At 47.0% G+C, this 17,784-nt stretch carries 15 protein-coding genes; 10 read left to right on the forward strand and 5 right to left on the reverse strand.

Annotated features, from left to right (window positions below; genetic code table 11):
* The coding region (locus HRU10_10795; GenBank protein ID NRA27718.1) for a MoxR family ATPase at positions 1-657 on the forward strand (657 nt) is incomplete at its 5' end.
* A gap of 5 nt (positions 658-662) precedes the next feature.
* A complete protein-coding gene (locus tag HRU10_10800) occupies positions 663-1,688 on the forward strand; it encodes a DUF58 domain-containing protein (GenBank protein NRA27719.1) in 1,026 nt (341 codons plus the stop codon).
* A gap of 249 nt (positions 1,689-1,937) precedes the next feature.
* Here the strand turns inward: HRU10_10800 and HRU10_10805 are convergent, their stop codons facing one another.
* From HRU10_10805 to HRU10_10825, 5 genes are all read right to left on the reverse strand, one after another.
* Positions 1,938-3,137, reverse strand: a complete 1,200-nt coding sequence (locus HRU10_10805; protein ID NRA27720.1) for a methyl-accepting chemotaxis protein — start codon at positions 3,135-3,137, stop codon at positions 1,938-1,940.
* Positions 3,116-3,619: a type IV pili methyl-accepting chemotaxis transducer N-terminal domain-containing protein gene (locus HRU10_10810; protein ID NRA27721.1), complete on the reverse strand. Its 504-nt coding sequence runs from the start codon at positions 3,617-3,619 to the stop codon at positions 3,116-3,118. Before HRU10_10810 ends, HRU10_10805 begins: the two co-directional genes overlap by 22 nt.
* 281 nt (positions 3,620-3,900) lie before the next feature.
* Positions 3,901-5,094: a trans-2-enoyl-CoA reductase family protein gene (locus HRU10_10815; protein NRA27722.1), complete on the reverse strand. Its 1,194-nt coding sequence runs from the start codon at positions 5,092-5,094 to the stop codon at positions 3,901-3,903.
* An 89-nt stretch (positions 5,095-5,183) separates the two neighbouring features.
* The gene (locus HRU10_10820; protein NRA27723.1) at positions 5,184-5,999 is read right to left on the reverse strand and encodes a glycosyltransferase; all 816 of its coding nucleotides are present in this window, start codon (positions 5,997-5,999) and stop codon (positions 5,184-5,186) included.
* A gap of 66 nt (positions 6,000-6,065) precedes the next feature.
* Positions 6,066-7,736: a polysaccharide biosynthesis/export family protein gene (locus HRU10_10825; protein ID NRA27724.1), complete on the reverse strand. Its 1,671-nt coding sequence runs from the start codon at positions 7,734-7,736 to the stop codon at positions 6,066-6,068.
* Between the two features lie 38 nt (positions 7,737-7,774).
* On the opposite strand from HRU10_10825, the gene HRU10_10830 reads away from it, so the two are divergent.
* The 8 genes from HRU10_10830 to HRU10_10865 all read left to right on the forward strand — a co-directional run bounded on the left by HRU10_10830 (position 7,775) and on the right by HRU10_10865 (position 17,696).
* The gene (locus HRU10_10830; protein ID NRA27725.1) at positions 7,775-8,626 is read left to right on the forward strand and encodes an ABC transporter permease; all 852 of its coding nucleotides are present in this window, start codon (positions 7,775-7,777) and stop codon (positions 8,624-8,626) included.
* A gap of 6 nt (positions 8,627-8,632) precedes the next feature.
* Positions 8,633-10,051 (forward strand): ATP-binding cassette domain-containing protein, encoded by a 1,419-nt coding sequence (locus HRU10_10835; GenBank protein ID NRA27726.1) that lies wholly within the window; start codon positions 8,633-8,635, stop codon positions 10,049-10,051.
* A gap of 128 nt (positions 10,052-10,179) precedes the next feature.
* Entirely contained in the window at positions 10,180-11,130 is a 951-nt protein-coding gene (locus HRU10_10840; GenBank protein NRA27727.1) for a hypothetical protein, read from the forward strand.
* A 3-nt stretch (positions 11,131-11,133) separates the two neighbouring features.
* A complete protein-coding gene (locus HRU10_10845; protein NRA27728.1) occupies positions 11,134-12,891 on the forward strand; it encodes a right-handed parallel beta-helix repeat-containing protein in 1,758 nt (585 codons plus the stop codon).
* Positions 12,888-13,613, forward strand: a complete 726-nt coding sequence (locus HRU10_10850) for a sulfotransferase domain-containing protein (GenBank protein ID NRA27729.1) — start codon at positions 12,888-12,890, stop codon at positions 13,611-13,613. Before HRU10_10845 ends, HRU10_10850 begins: the two co-directional genes overlap by 4 nt.
* 3 nt (positions 13,614-13,616) lie before the next feature.
* Positions 13,617-14,300 (forward strand): hypothetical protein, encoded by a 684-nt coding sequence (locus tag HRU10_10855; protein NRA27730.1) that lies wholly within the window; start codon positions 13,617-13,619, stop codon positions 14,298-14,300.
* Complete coding sequence (locus HRU10_10860; GenBank protein NRA27731.1) at positions 14,275-15,939, forward strand: methyltransferase domain-containing protein; 1,665 nt, start codon at positions 14,275-14,277, stop codon at positions 15,937-15,939. Before HRU10_10855 ends, HRU10_10860 begins: the two co-directional genes overlap by 26 nt.
* A gap of 293 nt (positions 15,940-16,232) precedes the next feature.
* Positions 16,233-17,696, forward strand: coding sequence for a hypothetical protein (locus HRU10_10865; protein NRA27732.1), 1,464 nt, complete (start codon positions 16,233-16,235; stop codon positions 17,694-17,696).
* The last annotated feature ends 88 nt before the right edge of the window (positions 17,697-17,784 follow it).

The following is a 17,784-nucleotide window of genomic DNA, read 5'->3' on the forward strand; positions in this document are numbered from 1 at the left end:
CCCACCGCGCCACCTACATCGAAAGTCAAGAATGGCTCAAAGAGGCCGCATGACTCCCCGCACCTCTGGTCACACCCAACGGCTGCTGGACAACGCTATCAGCTCGACGATCCTTTCTTTGTTTTAGCGACGAAAAATCCGATTGAGATGGAAGGGACGTATCCTTTGCCGGAGGCGCAGCTAGATCGCTTTATGTTTGAGCTCACCATGGATTACCTCCCTGAGGAGGAAGAGGTGTCAGTCGTGATGCAAACCACGGGAACTCAGCACGAAAAGATTGAGCCTATCTACACAGGAGAACAGCTTGTAGCGTTTCAACAGTTGGTGAAGGGGGTGCCTATCGCAAAGGAGATAGCGCAATTTGCCGTGCGTCTAGCTGCTGGTTCACGGCCGAATGGTGCTCAGGGAAAAGACTTCGTTAAAGAGTGGGTTAACTGGGGGGCCGGGCTTCGTGCGGCACAGACCATGGTAATGGCCGCGAAGGCCCGAGCTATCTTGGACGGACGAGCATTTGTGGAGGAAGGGGATATTCGAGCGGTGGCCCATCCGGCACTCAGGCATCGGATTTTGGTCAATTACCGGGCCGAAGCTGAGGGCACCACGGTTGATCAGATCATAGACATGCTTCTAGAGGATACCCAGGTGTTCACATCCTGATTGAAATGGTATTCAATCAATTCAGGCGTTGGTTAGGCATCGGAGGGCAAGAAACCTCGAAAAACACAGAGGCTTCCGCTCGGTTTGCTCGTAGTGTCCGGCAATCTGTGGGGCATGATAAGTTTATCGATCCTGCTGCGCTTTTAAAGCTGAAGAGTCTGGAACTAAAAGCTCGCACTGTCGTGGACGGGTTTTTGCGCGGTCTCCATCATAGCTCGAGTCATGGGTTTTCTGCCGAGTTTGTTGAATATCGCCAGTATGTAGAAGGAGACGACCCGCGTTATATCGATTGGCGTGTTTGTGCCCGGACGGACAGGTATTTCGTCCGTAAGTATGAAGAAGAAACCAACCTAGACTGTTCGCTTTTACTGGATCTGAGTGCATCCATGAAATTTGCCGGGAGTGTCGAACATTCAAAGCTCGAATACGCTCGGGCTCTTGTAGCCACATTAGCTTATTATCTCCATCTCCAAGGCGAGTCTCCAGGGTTGACCTTATTCGACCAAGCCGTGCGATGCCGGATCCCCTGTAGTCGGCGATCGGGACAATTACACAGGATGTTCATCGAGCTAGAAAAGGCGGTTCCGGGAAAGGGTACGGCCCTGGATCAACCATTTGATCTGCTCGTGCGTACCCGTCGCCGCCGAGGGCTTATTGTCTTATTCAGTGATTTGTTGGTGGAGGTAGACATGCTCGAGACAAAACTGTCCGAATTAATGACTCTAGGCCATGAGGTGGTGATCTTCAGAGTCTTGGACCGGCGGGAATTGGACTTTGATTACACTGAGTCGGACATGATCGAAGACTTGGAGACGGGCCAAGCTTTAGTCGTAGACCCTGATGTGGCACGAGCCGGCTATCGGGAACGCTTTGGGGCACAGGCTGCTAAACTAGGGCGTATCTGTCGGAGTCTTGGAATCCAATTACATCAGGTGGTCACCGACGAACAGATGGAATTAGCTTTATTCGAATTTCTAAAAGACAGGAAGCGGTTGAGGCGAATCGGATTACGTCGTCATACGTCGAGATAGGTCAGGACGGCGGCTTAGAGCATTTTGCATTTAAATTGACGTGTAACGTTTGGGCCACTCTTTCGGTGGCGACGAAGTACTGCCCTTCAGCGCTTTCTATGATTGAAGGGGCACGCTTCGACATGACCCTCTCTCATTACCCAAACGACATCCGACAATTTGAGCGACTGATTTTGTGCGGGATGCTCTATTCGCGTTTGAGCGCGTTTGCGAAATGCAACCGGAATTCTCTAAATGCGAGACGCTTTTCTACAGCTTCAGGCTAGCGAAATTGCGTTTCAAGTCTTCCACCACGGATTGGATTTCATCCGCTTTCTCTCGCGTGGATTGAGCGACGGCGCGCGATTTATTAATCGATGAGCTAACCTGGTCGATTTCCTTGAAGAATTCAGAAGAACGTGCCCCGAGGTCGCTCAACATGCGGCGGACTGACTCCGTTTCGGTGTGAACTTCGATGACTTGCTGACTGATTTCTTCAGTAGCCTCAGATTGTTCATGGGCCACCTCATCAATATTACGCGCTAGTGTTTTCACCTGAGTCATAGAGTCGCCGACTTGTGAAATGCTGCTTGAAGATTGTCCGGCGCTTGTGCGAATGAGCCCGAGTTGTTCGTTGATGCGCGAAGAAGCTTTGCTGGATTCATGAGCAAGGTCTTTTACTTCACTGGCGACAACGGCAAATCCTTTGCCTGCTTCACCGGCGCTTGCAGCTTCTATAGAAGCATTGAGAGCGAGCAGGTTGGTTTGGTTAGAGATGTCGCTGATCAATTCGACGATCTTTTCAGTTTGAGAAGTCAGTTCATCGAGGTCGTTCGAAATGGTGCGCGCGGATTCAACGTTGTCGGAAGCTCCATCCACAATACGCGTTTCCTCGGCACACTGATTGGCCACATCTACGATTTGTGAGCGTAATTGCTCCACGGATTGAGCGACATTTTTTGCCATCTCACTCGTATTGCTTGAGAACTGCTCCAGCTCAGTGATGTGGGAGTGGAGCTGGTCGAAAATGCCGTTCATTGCTTGGGTGGAACTTTCAGCAGATATCGCGTTTTCGTGTATGGTCCCTGATTCAGTCTTCATGGAATCAGAGGTCAAAGAGAGCTGCTCAATGACCGGCGTTACTTGGGCGAGGGTATCATGAACATGATCGATACTCTCAGAAAGGCTCGAAGAAATTTGGCTGAATTCGTCGTTGCCGGCTAATGGAGTCAGGCCACGCAAATCTCCCGAAGCGACTTGTTTGAGGTCCTCGTTCAAGTGTTTGAGAGCAGACTGAATACGGAGGAAGACGAGTGTGAATACACCGGCCATTAAAAGAATGACAGCTACGAGGGTAGTCACCTGTATGCTCACAGCTCGTTGGACCGAGAGAATGGTGCCACTCGTATCACCATCGACGTAAGTTGCCCATGCACCCACCGCAGCATTCATCTGCTTAAGGAGCGGCACATTGTTTTTCCGAATCTCTTGGATGGCATGAAGTGTCTCAGCAGACTGAAGTTCTTCGCTGTTTCCATCTGCGGCTGCTTTTCCGGCAAATATAATTTGGTCAACATGGCGTGAAAAATCGCCCCATAGGACAAAGGTAGCATCCAGGGCCTCGGCGATTTCTTTTGTTGGAGGGGCAAGCAATTTTTCCCTTCATCGCCATAAATGAGGCCATTGATAACTGATGCAAATGCACCGCGAGATCCTTCTAAGGCATCGATCAGCTGTAGATTTCCTGCGAGCACTGATTCTGCCTCTTTCGACATTTTCTGCGTCAACATACGTTGGCGGCCTGCGAGGTTAACGATTGTGCCATTGGACGATGCACGTTCTTTCCATGGTTCGAGCTCTTGAGAGATGATCGAAAAGGATAAGTAGATGCACGCGGTGGAACCCAAGATAAGAGTGATCAGGGCGACGATGAGTTTGGTTCGAATTTTCATATGCAGATAGCCACGCTGTTATTGCGCGTGCGTCATACTTCGCCCGAAATCAGCCTATCGTGAGCTGAATTGAATCACAGCCCGATTAAAGCTAATTTATCCAGCGTTAGATGCGGATTTATATCTGGTAAACCCATATAAGGGTGTGGCTTGTGAATTGAGCTAGGGCGCTCAAGGCCACAGGAGCAACGGACTCGGCGAAGGAGCGAGCATCATGGCGTGCCTCAGCAAGACGGCAAAACTGAGTGGTTTTATGCTAAAAGTAGAAAGGTGTTTCCCGACTAGCTTATCGACGGAATACTGACTTCGACGTCCACATCGGCATCGTAGTCGACTCCATCGATTCCAAAACCAAAGAGCTTGAGGAAGTTCTCCTGATAACCTGCAAAATCCGCTATGGCAGCGAGATTCTCGGTATTTACCTCATGGAACAGGCGTGTTGCTTCTGCCTGGACATCTTCATCCATTTCCCAGTCATCGATTCGGATACGTCCCGATTCGTCTGTCTCATAGGGCTGGTCGGAATAGAGGCGCTCCGTTAACAGGCGGACCATCTGATGGATCGTATCCTCGTGGGTCCCCTTGGCCTTCATAATTTTGAAGAGGATCGATATATACAGCGGAACAACTGGTATGGCTGAACTCGCTTGAGTGACGACAGCCTTATTAACCGAGACGATAGCGTCCCCACCGATGGACTGCATCTTTTCGCGAATAGCAACCACTGCACGATCCAAGTCATCTTTGGCTACACCGATAGTACCTTTTTTGTAGATGGGCCAGGTCACTTCTGGCCCGAGATAAGAGTAAGCTACAGTTTTGCAGCTGTCGGCGAGAACGTCTGCTTCGAGCAGTGCGTCCATCCAAAGTTCCCAATCCTCACCGCCCATGACTTTGGTGGTGTCGCGGATCTCCTGTTCGTTAGCCGGTTCGATTGATATTTCGCTGATCAGCTCTTTGTCGGTATCTAAATTCTTAGCGTGAAACGGTTCACCGACAGGCTTGAGGGTGGACTTGTAAGTAACTCCATCCTTGGGGTCGGTGCGGCGCGGCGAAGCGAGACTGTAAATGACCAGATCCACCTTACCCATGTCCGCTTTTATTGTCTCGATGGTTTGTGCCTTCATCTCATCGGAGAAAGCGTCGCCATTGAAACTCTTGGCGTAGATACCTTCGGCCTCGGCTGCATTCTCAAAAGCAGCGCTATTATACCAACCGGCAGATGCAGGTTTACCGTTTGAAGAGGGGCGCTCGAAAAAGATGCCGAGTGTCTTTGCGCCGTAAGTGAAAGCAGCGCTGATACGTGTCGATAAACCATAGCCCGTGGATGCTCCAATAACGAGGACGTTCTTCGGACCTGCGTCCGTCTTTTTGGCCGCTTTGGCGATGGCTATCTGCTCATCGATGTGAGCAGCACACCCGGTTGGATGCGAAGTGATACAGACAAAGGAGCGGATTTTCGGTTTGACGATCATTATTGAAAATTAAGTTTTCGGCGAAGGGTGATATCACCGGATTAGGGAAGAAAATACGTCAAGGGGTTCGAGGCAAAGCGGAAATTGATTCATCTTTCTGACTTCAGGATGCCGTGGGCGGTCCACTTGGATTGAGTTTCTAGTGTCTTTTGGCGGATAGCGCGGTTTTTGGCTATGGAATCTTCGTTTGCATAGCCGCGTGCATGATCGAGATGGAGCACCAAAGCTCGATACCGCACCCGAATCGGCCTGAGCCCCCGATGGCGTAATCGGTAGCCCATTTCTACATCTTGACCCCCATATTGCATCCGCTCGTCATGGCCATTGACTGCGAGAATGTCACTTTTGAAGGCGGAACTGTTATTCCCGTTCCAGGTAGCCTTGGTGGGTATGCAGCAGTCGAGTAGGGTGCGGAGCCGAGGGGATGCGGAAAGTCTTGATGCTTTGAAGGAAAGCGGAAGTCCATGACGTCGAAGCCACCTGAGTGAAAATACTTGGCCCGTTTGGATATCCTCTTCACTGATCGCCGTGGAAGTCGTCATCGGGAGTTTAAAATAGCCTCCTGAAAGGTAATGGCCCGATTTGGCACAGCTGCGATGGAGGCCAATAAAGTCGGGGGGTGGGATGCAGTCGCCGTCAGTGAAAATGAGGTAGTCCCCGCTGGCTGCCTGTGTGGCCAAATTTAAGATGCGGGATTTTTGAAAACCGTCGTCAGGATGCCAAATGTGCTGAAGTTTGGGTATATAGGCCTGATGCTTATCAACGACCTCGCGTGTGGCGTCTCCTGAACCGTCATCGGCGATAACGAGCTCGAAATCTTGATCAGTTTGATATCGATAACCACACAGCACATGATCTAGCCATTTCGGGTTGTTGTAGGTGCTGATGATGACCGAAATACGCATCAGGCTATCAGGCGTTTAGCAGTGACTGGTGGGGACGAGCAGAGGGATGCCCGGGCGAGTCTTTACTCAAACATCCAGGACCACCTTGGTCGCGATCGCTAGATTATAGATAATTTGCGACAGATCTCGGATGACCGGGAAATATTTTTTATCTACCTCAGGGAGAATAATCACCTCATCGCCTGGGTTCAGCTCATATTTTGAAGAGCCGATCAAACGCTCTTTGACGAGATTGATTTCTCCATTCGCCCGGAGTAAAATGATTTTGTCCTTCTCAGCGTTCTCGGTGAATCCACCCGCGTATTCGATGTAGTCCTTGAGCTTGGAGTCATCACGAAAAACCTGCGTATTTGGAAAATTTACCTCTCCCTGAACCATGATGAGATTGGAGAGACCCGGGATCACGATACGGTCGTCTTCTTCGAGCCGGATGTCGCGCCAGTTGTCACCGTTGAGGACGACCTGTCCCAACGGTTCTACATTGCGTGCCCTATCAACAAACTGCAAAAGCAGCTCAGCCTCAGCTGCGCGCAAACGAGCTTCATCGGCGGTGCTCGAACGTGCAGATAACACATTGTTTTCCAAGCGCTGTAGCGACGCTAGAATCGCTTCCTTCTGCCGCACTTGCACACTTTTGCGAAAAAGCTGGATCGCATCGGCATTAGAAAACGACGAGAAATTCAGCTGAGCATACAGATCCCCTACCGTAGAGCCATAGGGCATTACCACATAGCCATCACCCTCGTGCTCGCCTTCGATTTTAACAAGAAGGGTCTCTTTCTGGCGTTCAGCCGAAATTGTGACGCGATCGCCGGGGAGAAATTCAAAGACGCTGACTTCGCTGATGTCTAAGTTGATCACCGAGGCTTTGTAACCTAGGGAGCGTTTAACTACCGCAGTGGTAGCGATCGGATCGGGACGCGCAAGCTCTAGGAGGTCCGATCCGCGAAGCGACTCATCCGAAAATTCAAACTGGAACGCATTTTTCGCTAGTCCATCGACCATAACAGTGTTCTGAATCGGGTGGACGAAAATGACATCCCCATCAGCGAATTGGATAATGGGGACGAGACCGTTTGTGAGGAAATCGTAAAGATCGATGGTATTGATAGTCTCTTGGCCACGCTTTACTTCGATGTTGATGAAGCTTCCTCGATCGAAATCGATACCGCCTGCAAGCTTTAGGTAATTGATTAAGTTTTCGCTTGTTGGGCCTCCATAAAGCCCAGGGGTATTTACAAATCCTGCTACGTAGACCTTAACCTCCTGCGAGGTCTCGAGGTTGGCATAAAGACGAATGTTTCTTGTATATACGCTGCTGACCGCTTCTTCCACACGTTTGGTGAGTTCTCCATTTGGAAGGCCGAGCACTTGGACTGGTCCAATCTCTGGGATGAAGATATTGCCTTGAGCGTCTACAGGGATGACTTCTTGAAAATTGAGCGCTCCCCAGATTTGGACTCTGATTAGATCTCCGATTTGTATTCGGTAACCGGGGTTGAATGATATAAATGGAGCTGCGTCTACGCGAGGGCTTGAGAATAGAGAGGCTCCAAAGGCTTTGGAATCGAGACCTCGAGAAGCTGGCGATTGCGTTGAGGCAGCATCTATTCTCTCTCGCTGGCCACCGATATCTGAAGATCTTTGGAGGCTAAGCGATTGGCCGTATGTCTCGAAAGCCGCGAATACAAAAGTGAATAAGAGGATGAAGTGACATGTGAATCGACGCCCGATCATAATATGGATTGCTCAATTAGTTACAAAAAAGCGCTAACGTGAAACGACTCAAAATCATTGACAAGCATTATGTAAACAGAGTTTTTCGCTCAGTGAGAGTTTTTGCGGCAAGCAGTTTAGGAATTCAAAAGTCGGTTATTACGGCTCTCCTATTTCGTGAACTGAATTCGCGTTTTGGCCGATACAGGTTGGGGTATGGCTGGGCAATTTTGGAGCCATTGCTGTTTATTGGCACCCTTACCTTGATTAGGATTTCTCTTGGGTCTGGCGACGTGGGCGGTGTCGCTTACCCGCTTTTCTTTGCCTCAGGCATATTACCATATTTATTTTTTCAAAATGTGGTGAACGTGAGCCTTAGCGCGATAGAGGCGAATTCAGGCGTTTTAAATTATCAGAGAGTCAAAGCGTTTGATGTGATTGCAGCTCGGTGGCTTCTTGAAATTATTATTTTCATTTTTACAGCACTTTTGATTTTCACAGGGTTTAAAATCGCTGGTTTTGAGGTAAACCTTCCGGCTATTGGATATTCGGTGCTGGGTACAATGCTTCTCGCGTTCTTTGCTTTCGGGATAGGAATGCTATTTGCGGTGATAGCAGTTGTTTGGGGTGAGATAAAGAAAATCGTTCCGGTCATCATGCGGCCATTGTTTTTTGTGTCCGGTATCTTTTTTACGGTCGATTCTCTTCCTTCAGAAATCAAAGATCTCGCTTTGTTGAATCCGCTGATTCATTCGTTGCAGCTAATTCGCTATGGGTTGTTATCAGGGTATGAGGGACGCTCTTGGGATCTCGGCTATTTGGCTACGTGGTCTTTTGCGACTATGCTACTAGGATTATCGCTATTGCGGATATTTAGGGAGAAGGTTTTGGCTTCTGGAACGCTTCGTTAGGTTGAAATGATCCGCATAAAAGAATTGACGAAATTCTATCAGACAAGCTCTGGTAGGCACTACGTTTTCGAGAATCTCAGTATGGAGATTCCAGCTGGGCGAAACGTTGGAATACTTGGCCCTAACGGAGCTGGAAAGTCGACTCTTCTCAAAATTTTAGGTGGAATTGATTTTCCAAGCTCAGGAAGTGTTGAAGCTACTGGATCAATGTCTTGGCCGCTTGGATTACGTGGTGGGTTCTTGCCTCACATTTCAGGTCGTGAAAATTGCAAGACGGTATCCAGAATACATGGAGTGCACGGGAGAGAGTTGGCAAAGCTGCTAGACTCAATCAGAGATTTGTCGGGTATTGGTGATTACTTTGAAGAGCCGGTAAGGACTTACTCTTCAGGCATGTCGAGTCGGCTTGGATTCGCGCTTAGTATGGCCTTTGATTTTGACTACTTCCTAATAGATGAGATTACATCTGTCGGAGACGCTCATTTTAAAGAAATGGCGCGAACAACTCTTAATGAAAAGGCTGCAAAAAGTAATATCATAATGGTGTCGCACAATGTGGGCGACCTGCAGCGTTTTTGTGAGATGGCGATTTTGCTCAAGGATGGGAGGGTTTCAGTTTACGATTCTGTTAGAGATGCGATAGAAGCTTATCTGCCAAAAGATGATTCTGTGGACTCCGCATCAATATTGCTTGACGGTGCTCCGGCTGCTAGGCTTGAAGAATTACTTATTCCACAGGTTGAACGGCAAGGCTTCGAGGAATTGAAGACTAGATTTATGGAGGTCTTTTCGGAAACTGAAATGAGAGTGAGCTCAGTATCCAGTGCAGTTGAATCTTTGTCGGACCCTTTGGTTCTAGTTAATGCTGGAGAATTTTTCTATTCGACGATGCAATACGAGAGAGCTTTGGAATGTTTTGAACTTGCTTCTGGTATGGGTGTCAAAACGCGAGAGTGTATTTTTGGAACAGCGAAATCTGCAGATAAGTTGGGGCAGAAGGTGAAGCAAAGGGATGCCCTCTTAGATTTGGTCGCAGGAAATGAGGCCGACGATTCTGTATTCAGAGCATTGGCTAAGTTGGAGTTCGAGCGCGGTGATATACTGAAGGCTATCGAATATCAGGTGAGCGTTGTTAGAATTAGGAAGAAGGACCACGTGGGATGGTATGAGTTAAGTAATTACTATTTCGAGGCTGTCCGAGTAAAAGGTGCGATTCGTGCTATTTCTCAGGCTATTTTATACTCTGATGGTGACCCTTTTTACTATAATCGACTTGCTTTTTATCTTGCGAAAGCAAATGCGCCGAAGTTAGTAATTGATTCTAAAATTAAGGAACTAGACTCCCATGATGAAACGGGGCGTCGAGGAAAGCAGTTTCTTTCGACTCTGATTACCACAGGTGAAGAAATTTGCCAGAAACTATGAAGCAAAACTTTCTCTATCATTATTTCGGAGTAAGCGTAGGAATCCCTTTGGCTTTGTTCATTGCCTACTTAATCCTATTTGCTCCCCGTTATTATACGGCGAACACAACAATAGCTATACGGGAGTCGATGCCTAATAACGGAGCAAGCGCCGGAGGCTTTGGAGAGTTCTTACTAGAGGGCCTTTCAAATGTTGGTGGTGAGAGCCTTTTTCTTTATAAAGAGTTGCTTGAAGGGTTCTCCTTTTTTGAAGAGATTGAGGCATCGATATCAGAACCCAGCTCTTCCGGTGACCAAGGTTCCAAAGAAAGGTTGACCAAATATGAACGCTACGAACTTTTTGCGGACAACCTGCATGTGGCTGTTAATGAAAAAGCAGGGGTTGTAGGTATTGAACTTAGGGCTGAAGACCCAATGAAGGTCGTGGCGATGATGGACACTCTTGTCGAGCTGAGTAAAATAAGATACACAAACATCGACGCGGAGCTTGCTGCTAAACGCTCTTCAGTTCTTGAGGACTTTTTGGATGATGCTGAGAAGGAGTATATGAGGGAGCTTGAATCTTTTGTTGAATTCCAGCTTGAAAACAGCCTGGGAGGAACAGCCCTAATAGGCGGGAATATTGATTCGCGCTTTTATGCAATAGATGAGAAGATTTTGGAATTGAAGGTATCTATTGCTGAGGAGTCTTATGTTGGGGCTAACAATGAGGAAAGGATAAACCGGCTAAGGCGTTATCTTAATGAACTTGAGGATCTTAGGGATGATTCGGTGAGAAAATCTATAATTAATATGGCAGGAACTGACTCGAATTCTGGAATTGCAGGTTACCGAATCGCGGAAGCGGAGCTTGAAATGGCGCAAATAAAATATCGATCTTCATTTGCTGAATATGAGAATTCTTTGCGTGATATCTCTGATTCGCGTCAATTCGTTGTAGTTGTTGATCAAACTTGGTCTAGCTCCGAAGTAGAGTTCCCAAAATACGCATTGAGCATCCTGCGTTTTGGCTTTATCAACATTTTGATTGCGACTTGTTTATTCCTGGTTGTAGCTGCGGTTAGAGATCATAAGATTTAGCCCGTGCTTAGATTATTTTTAATTGTGTGTCTGCTTTGGATAGGTCATGCACACTCGGCCAATGTTAGGGACCCTTTCTTTCGCGCTGTTGGAGACGGTGTTACGGATGATCACTATTCCATTCAACGAGTGATAGAATGGCCTGCAGAGCGTGGTGACGAGGTATTTTTTCCTCTAGGTAGTTATTTAATGTCGAGGCTTTTGTGCCCTGTCCCGAATTCCAGACTGATTCTAAGTGGAGAGTCTCTTGAAAATACTGAGTTGCGGACCGCTAAGGGTATGGTTGCAGTTTACTCTGGAAGTCAAATTGGTAACTATCGGACGGTGGGTTATGTTGAAGTCAAAAGCCTTACTTTTACTGGTAACGCTAGAGATGGTATGAGATCCGTGATTTTCCTGCGAGGCCGCAAGATGAAAACTAGGTGTGTGGTCAAAAATTGCAAATTTAGGAATACAGAAAAGAGTATAATATGGCTTGAGGGCGTTTGGGGTGTTGTCGAATTTGTCGAAAACTACTCAGTAGGAAGTAGATCATTAAATATCGTAAATTCGAGAAATGTCATAGTGTCAAATAATACAATCCTTTTCAATAAAGATGATGCTATTACGATCTCGCGGGATTGTCGACAAGTCGCGATATCGGATAATACTATAAGTGAGTCAGTAACAAACAGTGTATTTGTTGGAGCGATTTTTCTTCGGAATCGAAATGATGATTCGCTTCTCCGGCTGGAATTGGGCGGATTTGGAGATTCTGTAATTCGGGGTTCGGGAGTGCTCAGATTTAGTCATGATTCTATATCTTCATTCTACACGCTGTATTATGAAGATGAGCAACGTGTAAATGTGCAGGTTTTGGAATTAGTAGATCCCTATTTTGTTAAGACTGTGTGTGAATTTTGGAATATTCCAGTTGACGGTTTGTCCGATTCAAAAACATCTGATTTTACGGAAGGGCCGTATTTGGCACCTGAGAATGTTGTAATTAAGGGAAACGTAATTGAAGGTATTTACAATCGCGAGATTGCCCTAGCTCAGGGCCCTCGAAATGTTTCGGTGGTTTCAAATGTAATATCTCACTCTGGGTCGAGGGCTCTTCTATTGCCAGATTTTCAATTTAGGTTCAAGGTTTCGACTAGGAGAGATGAATGCAGGGTTATCTTGGAGGAGGACCTTCCCAAATTTATAGTTCATTTGTCCAAGGAGAATAAGGCTTTTATTTTGTTCCTAGCAACGGATGTTCAAGAACCAAATTTTTTGCAACATACCGATTCTTCGAAGAGCCAGGTAGAGCTCGAATCACCGCTTGCTGCTAGTTATTTGAACTGTTATTGCCATATCTTAGTGTTCCATCCAGAAGGCAATTTACCGTTTGGAGATTGTGTTTTTATAAACGAGTGGCAATTAAGTGAAGAATATTTCGAATACGCTGAACAAATCGTTATCATAGGGAATATGCTTTCTGGTTTCTCCAGATACGGAATTGTTCTAGGAAGCTCTGGGGGCGCAATTCGCGACGTAAGTGCAACCGATAAACTTGTTAGGTGCCATAAATACTCATACGCTTTTCCTGGACAATATTCCTTTTTCCTAAATATTGGGGAAATTAAAAATCGGATGCTTGTTTCAGGTATTCAAATCGATAACAACATCTTTTTGGGCTATGATTCAGAGCGTATTGGTTTGTGTCGCTTTGACGGAATAGATGGCGTGGAGGTGAATACTGTTGCTAAGGCGTCGAACACTATCTATAAGCTATGAGATTATTTGTTTTTACGACTCACAAAACCGGATCCATGTTTTTACATAGGTTTTTTGGAAAGGTTTCAGAAGTTTCGGGAATTAAGAAATATTCGAAGAATGATATGAACTTCGACCTCGCAAGGCCGTTAGATTTTACGGAAATAGAGTTGGCTGCAGCTGGGATCTACGCGCCACTCCGATATGAAGTTAAAAGCATACCAACTTCGGTCTCTGATTGCTATATTTTTCACCTTCGAGATCCAAGGGACATGTTGACCTCTTTATATTATTCGCACTCATATAGCCATGTTACTCGTGATGGAGCTTTTAATCCAACTTTCGAAGAAAGAGCATCATGGGTCGAGAATGGCATTGATAAATTCATTGTCGACTATTTGGAAGACGGATTACTGCAAAATCGTTATAAATGGATGTTGGAGGAAGCCCGCATCAAGAAACACTGTTCAATCGTATCACGATATGAATTGATGGTTCGGGACTACAGTGTTTGGGGGGAACGGATAATCGGTTTTCTGAATCAGAACGCCTTCAGCCTTAATATTAAAGACTTTGAAATTTTCGAAAGTGAATTTAAGGCTCCAGCTAGTGAAGATATTACAAAGCACAAAAGAAAAATGATTCCAGGGGACTTTCGCAATAAACTGAAGACCTCAACGATTGAACTAATCAATGATCAATTCCGATCTGTGATTGATGCTATGAGCTACTCTTATTCCTGATATATGTTCAATCCTAAATTATTGAAAAAACGGGTCGAGAAACGTGTCACTGAGAGACCTGAAAATTCACATCACTATGTGAATGAGGAGAGTATTCTGTGTGTGGAAGGTTTTCCGCGATCTGGTAATACTTATTTGTTGGGTTTTTTTCTATTTTATAAAAGTATGATGAACAGTCTTGAAAGGATAGGACATCACACCCATGATATCCTCAACTTTCAGTATTCGGTGGCTTTAGGAATTCCGACTTATGTTTGCGTTCGAGCTCCCGAGGATGCTGTTTCATCTGCATTGGTATATTTGAATGAAGAACCAAGCTCTTTAGTTGAAAAATATTGCGAATTCTATCTTTCTGCATGGCGCCTTCGTGAGTCATTGAGGTTTGTGTTTTTCGAACAAGTGACCGAAGGAGTTCGTGGAATTGTTGAAGCTGTGTCGTGTTGTGACAAGGTCAGTTCTCGTCCACCAGAGACGTATGATTCAGAGATTTCGCAGTGGATTTCTGAATGCGGCGAATCTCGCTTTGCAGAGGCCGCGAACCGTAAGTCTTCGGTTCCCCACGATGAGCGAAGTGCATTGCTGGAGGCAAAGCGAAAGATTGTGATGGCCTCACCCGCGTTTTCTAAAGCATTTGCGATATATCGAAAAATTCTTTATTCCTATGGATCGTTTTCAGATATTAAATGATACATCTAGGATGAGGCATCCAGAGATTTTCCAAGATCTTCAACTACTATTCGAGGAACAAAAACCAAGAAAGATTTTATCGTTTGGTTGTTCCAAAGGTGATGAGTGTTTCGACTTGAGCCTGCAGTTTCCGGGGGCAGCTGTAATCGGTGTCGATACTGATGAAAACGTGTTAAGACAGGCGATCGATAAATACGATTGTGAAAATATTCATTTCTACAAGAGTGATTATAATACAATTATCGAAAATGCTCCTTACGATTTGATCGTCGCTAATTCGGTATTTTGTATTTGGCCAAAGCGTGATGATAATTCTATAGAGTTTGAGAGCTTTGAGAGGACCATTGCACTAATAGCCGTATCCCTCAGATTTGGAGGTATTCTTTGTTTATTTAACTCTGAGTATCTACTGCAGCAAACCGTTGTGCGCGACTGTTTCACTCCGATAGCTGCGGTTCATCAGATGTTTAGTGGTTTTGTTGACCGTCAGAATGTCGAGAATGGAGAAACCTATTCTCCATTGTTTCGGTACAAAGGGAAAATCCTCGATGTTAAGGAGATAAGAAAAATTTACGGTGGTCCGATGCAGGAGCTAGAATTTGTAGGATATAAGGGTGTTAAAAGCGATGGTGTCGAGCTGAGCGATTCACTGAAGTGCCTATATTTTCGGCGAAACACTCATAATCTCATCTTTGACCAATTAAACCAACTAGATGCGTCTAGGAAGACTGTTTTGCGGAGTTCTGATCGGTATTATTGGTGCAGTAGTTTCTTTGATTTTCGTGGAAAAAGCTGGGCTCTATTGTCATATTGGCCAGCTTCGGAAGGCTTTCAAGGCTTTCTCCGATATAGTAAGATAGGTCTTGTGGAAATCGAAGGTGGGAGAGCGATCGGTCCATTAAAACAAGTCGAGACTGAATGGCCAGAATGGGGACAAGTGATGCAGCATGGCCCTTCAATATTGAAGGTTTTGGATCGTTATTTGCTATTTTATACAGGATCTGTAGGCCCCACCCTCGAGGATATTCAGAATAACAGAAATGTTGGCTGGGTGGAAACTAGTGATCTGGTTGGTTGGGATGCGAGGGCCCTGCCTGTTTTTCGCCTCGCTGATTTTGGAGAAGGATGTTTCTCAATTAGTAACCCTTTTCCGGTTTGTGCGGAAGATCGATTGTTTTTGTTTATTAAGGTGAGTTGTAAGGTAGATGGAAAAATAATTGCAACTTACCGCCTTGCTGAGTCAAATCTAGATGAGGTATCATTTAGGCTTCTACCGGAGGTTTGTATAGGGGGGACGTTGGGCAGTGTTGAGGATGGTCACTGTTTTTTTTGGAAAGGCTTTTGGTATTTTTTGTGCGTTGATTTTGAAGGAGTATATAATGGTTCATCAGCGAAAAAACTGTTGAGTACCTGGATCTCTCGGGATTTGAGAAAATGGACGCCTGTAGTTACTTTGATACCTGCGAATTTGTTCATTAGGTATGATTCTCAAACTACGCGAGAAGTCGCACGCCTTGAGAGGCCTTCTATATACTGGGTCAATAAAGAAGCGGGAGAGGGAATTTTTTACTGTGCGATCTTACCGAAAAATAATGGAAACTCTTTTATCCAGGGTTTTCCCTTTTCTTTGAGAAATTAATGGCAATGAGAGGAATTGTATAGCATATGAAGTGGAGCCCATTTGCTGGACACTTTGATCGGTGTTTTTAGCTATGAAAGGTTCATTTTTGTAGCTTCGAGCTAAACTCTTGAGACCAAAGTCGGTCAAGGAGGAACACAGCCAGCTTGCTGGCGAGTAGTCCTTGAGAGGCGTAGGTAGAGCCTGTCCCAGGGCTTCAAGTCATTGATGGACAATAGCTTGAGGCCAAAAAAAGCGGGCGAAAGAGGCACTATTTCCTCGTTTCGCCCTAAAAACGGCCTCTATAATTGTGGGTGAATTCAAATACAGCACCGTCTTCTAAGCATAAATTTGTAATCCAAAGCTGGCTGCGTCCAGACTTAACTCCGGTCCTCGCAAATTGTGACTACGAGCGCTTGCGCCAGGACCTCGACAAGATCGAAGCAAATATCCGCGCATCATGCGTCGAGGCCCTTGCGATAGATATCACGCTGGACCGGCTTGACGAAAATACATCCTCGCGCTGCCGCGATCGTAATATCCAGTTCGCTCCGGTGGCTTTACGCATGGAGTTGTTGCGTCATCTGCTTGGCATGCCCAGCTTCCGCGAGTTCTCTGCAAGGCTCTCCAGTAGTGATTTACTCGCTGACTTCTGCAATGTCAGCTTCATTGAGGGGAACAGATGGACGTCCAAAAGCACCCTGGAGCGCGCCAGCAAGTTTTTCACCCATGAAGAGCTTCAGCGCATGAACGCTCTGCTCACGGAGACTGTGGCAAACTCCGATCTATGCGCCGACCTGGGATTGGAAGCGCCCGTGGATGCCTCCATCTGCCTGGTCGATTCCACCTGTTTTGAAGCAAACATTCATTTCCCTACCGATTGGGTTTTGCTCAAGGATGTCGCGCTCACCCTACTCAAAGCCACCACTTTGATCCGTTCGCAACGGCTCCTCAATCGAATGTCGCAATCTCCCGCAGAGCTCGCGCGTCAGATGAACCGCCTCTGCATCGAGATGACTCACAGCCGTCGCCGTAAGGACGCGAAGAAACGGCGTAAAGCGATCCTGCGCCGCATGAAAAAGCTGCTCCGATGCATCGGTGACCATGCCCGCAAACACCGCGAATTACTCGAAACATCCTGGGATACGACCGAGCTGAGCCAGCGCGAGGCGGAGCGTATCCTCGCTCGCATCGACAGCCAGCTGGAGCTCCTGCCCCAAGTCATGAAACAAGCACACGAACGCATCATCGGTGAGCGAAAAGTTTCCAGCGGGGACAAAATCCTCAGCGCACATGAGCCTGACATCCACACCCTAGTGCGTGGGAAAGCGGGCAAAGAGGTGGAGTTTGGCAACGCGCTGTTTATCGCCGAAAGCCCCTGCGGTTTCATTCTCGATTATGAGCTCTACCGGGATGCTCCTCCAGGCGAGAGCCAAAAGCTACGCGACAGCCTCGCCCGCCAGCGGGCACTGGACATAGAGACTCCGGTAGACTGCGTGGTCGCTGACCGCGGTTTCGACTCCCGCAAACTACTCGACGAACTCGGTGAAGATGGCATCGTCAGCCACATCTGCCCGCGCAACGCAGCCAAACTCAAAGAACTCATGTGCGATGAGAGCTTTCGCAGCTTGCAGAAGCGACGCGGTGGAACCGAAGCCCGCATAGCGATCCTCAAAAACAAAAGAGGCGGACGGGTCTGCCGCGCCAAAGGCTTTGAGAACCGCGCCCGTGCGTTCCGATCGCCTACGGCGTGCTCGCACACAACCTTCTCTGGGTAGCGCGCACGATCCGCAAACGCATTGAGGCCGAATCAGGCAAGGATCCTCCAGCCCTCGCAGCCTGGGCGCGCCGGGGGCGGGGGGGGGG

The organism is Opitutales bacterium (assembly GCA_013215165.1).
Lineage (GTDB): Bacteria > Verrucomicrobiota > Verrucomicrobiia > Opitutales > JABSRG01 > JABSRG01.

Coding starts and splice junctions, on each gene's coding strand:
- HRU10_10860 (NRA27731.1), top strand. CDS start 14,275: ATGGATCGTTTTCAGATATTAAATGATACATCTAGGATGAGGCATCCA.
- HRU10_10850 (NRA27729.1), top strand. CDS start 12,888: ATGAGATTATTTGTTTTTACGACTCACAAAACCGGATCCATGTTTTTA.
- HRU10_10800 (NRA27719.1), top strand. CDS start 663: ATGGTATTCAATCAATTCAGGCGTTGGTTAGGCATCGGAGGGCAAGAA.
- HRU10_10815 (NRA27722.1), bottom strand. CDS start 5,094: ATGATCGTCAAACCGAAAATCCGCTCCTTTGTCTGTATCACTTCGCAT.
- HRU10_10810 (NRA27721.1), bottom strand. CDS start 3,619: ATGAAAATTCGAACCAAACTCATCGTCGCCCTGATCACTCTTATCTTG.
- HRU10_10840 (NRA27727.1), top strand. CDS start 10,180: ATGCCTAATAACGGAGCAAGCGCCGGAGGCTTTGGAGAGTTCTTACTA.
- HRU10_10835 (NRA27726.1), top strand. CDS start 8,633: ATGATCCGCATAAAAGAATTGACGAAATTCTATCAGACAAGCTCTGGT.
- HRU10_10825 (NRA27724.1), bottom strand. CDS start 7,736: ATGATCGGGCGTCGATTCACATGTCACTTCATCCTCTTATTCACTTTT.
- HRU10_10820 (NRA27723.1), bottom strand. CDS start 5,999: ATGCGTATTTCGGTCATCATCAGCACCTACAACAACCCGAAATGGCTA.
- HRU10_10855 (NRA27730.1), top strand. CDS start 13,617: ATGTTCAATCCTAAATTATTGAAAAAACGGGTCGAGAAACGTGTCACT.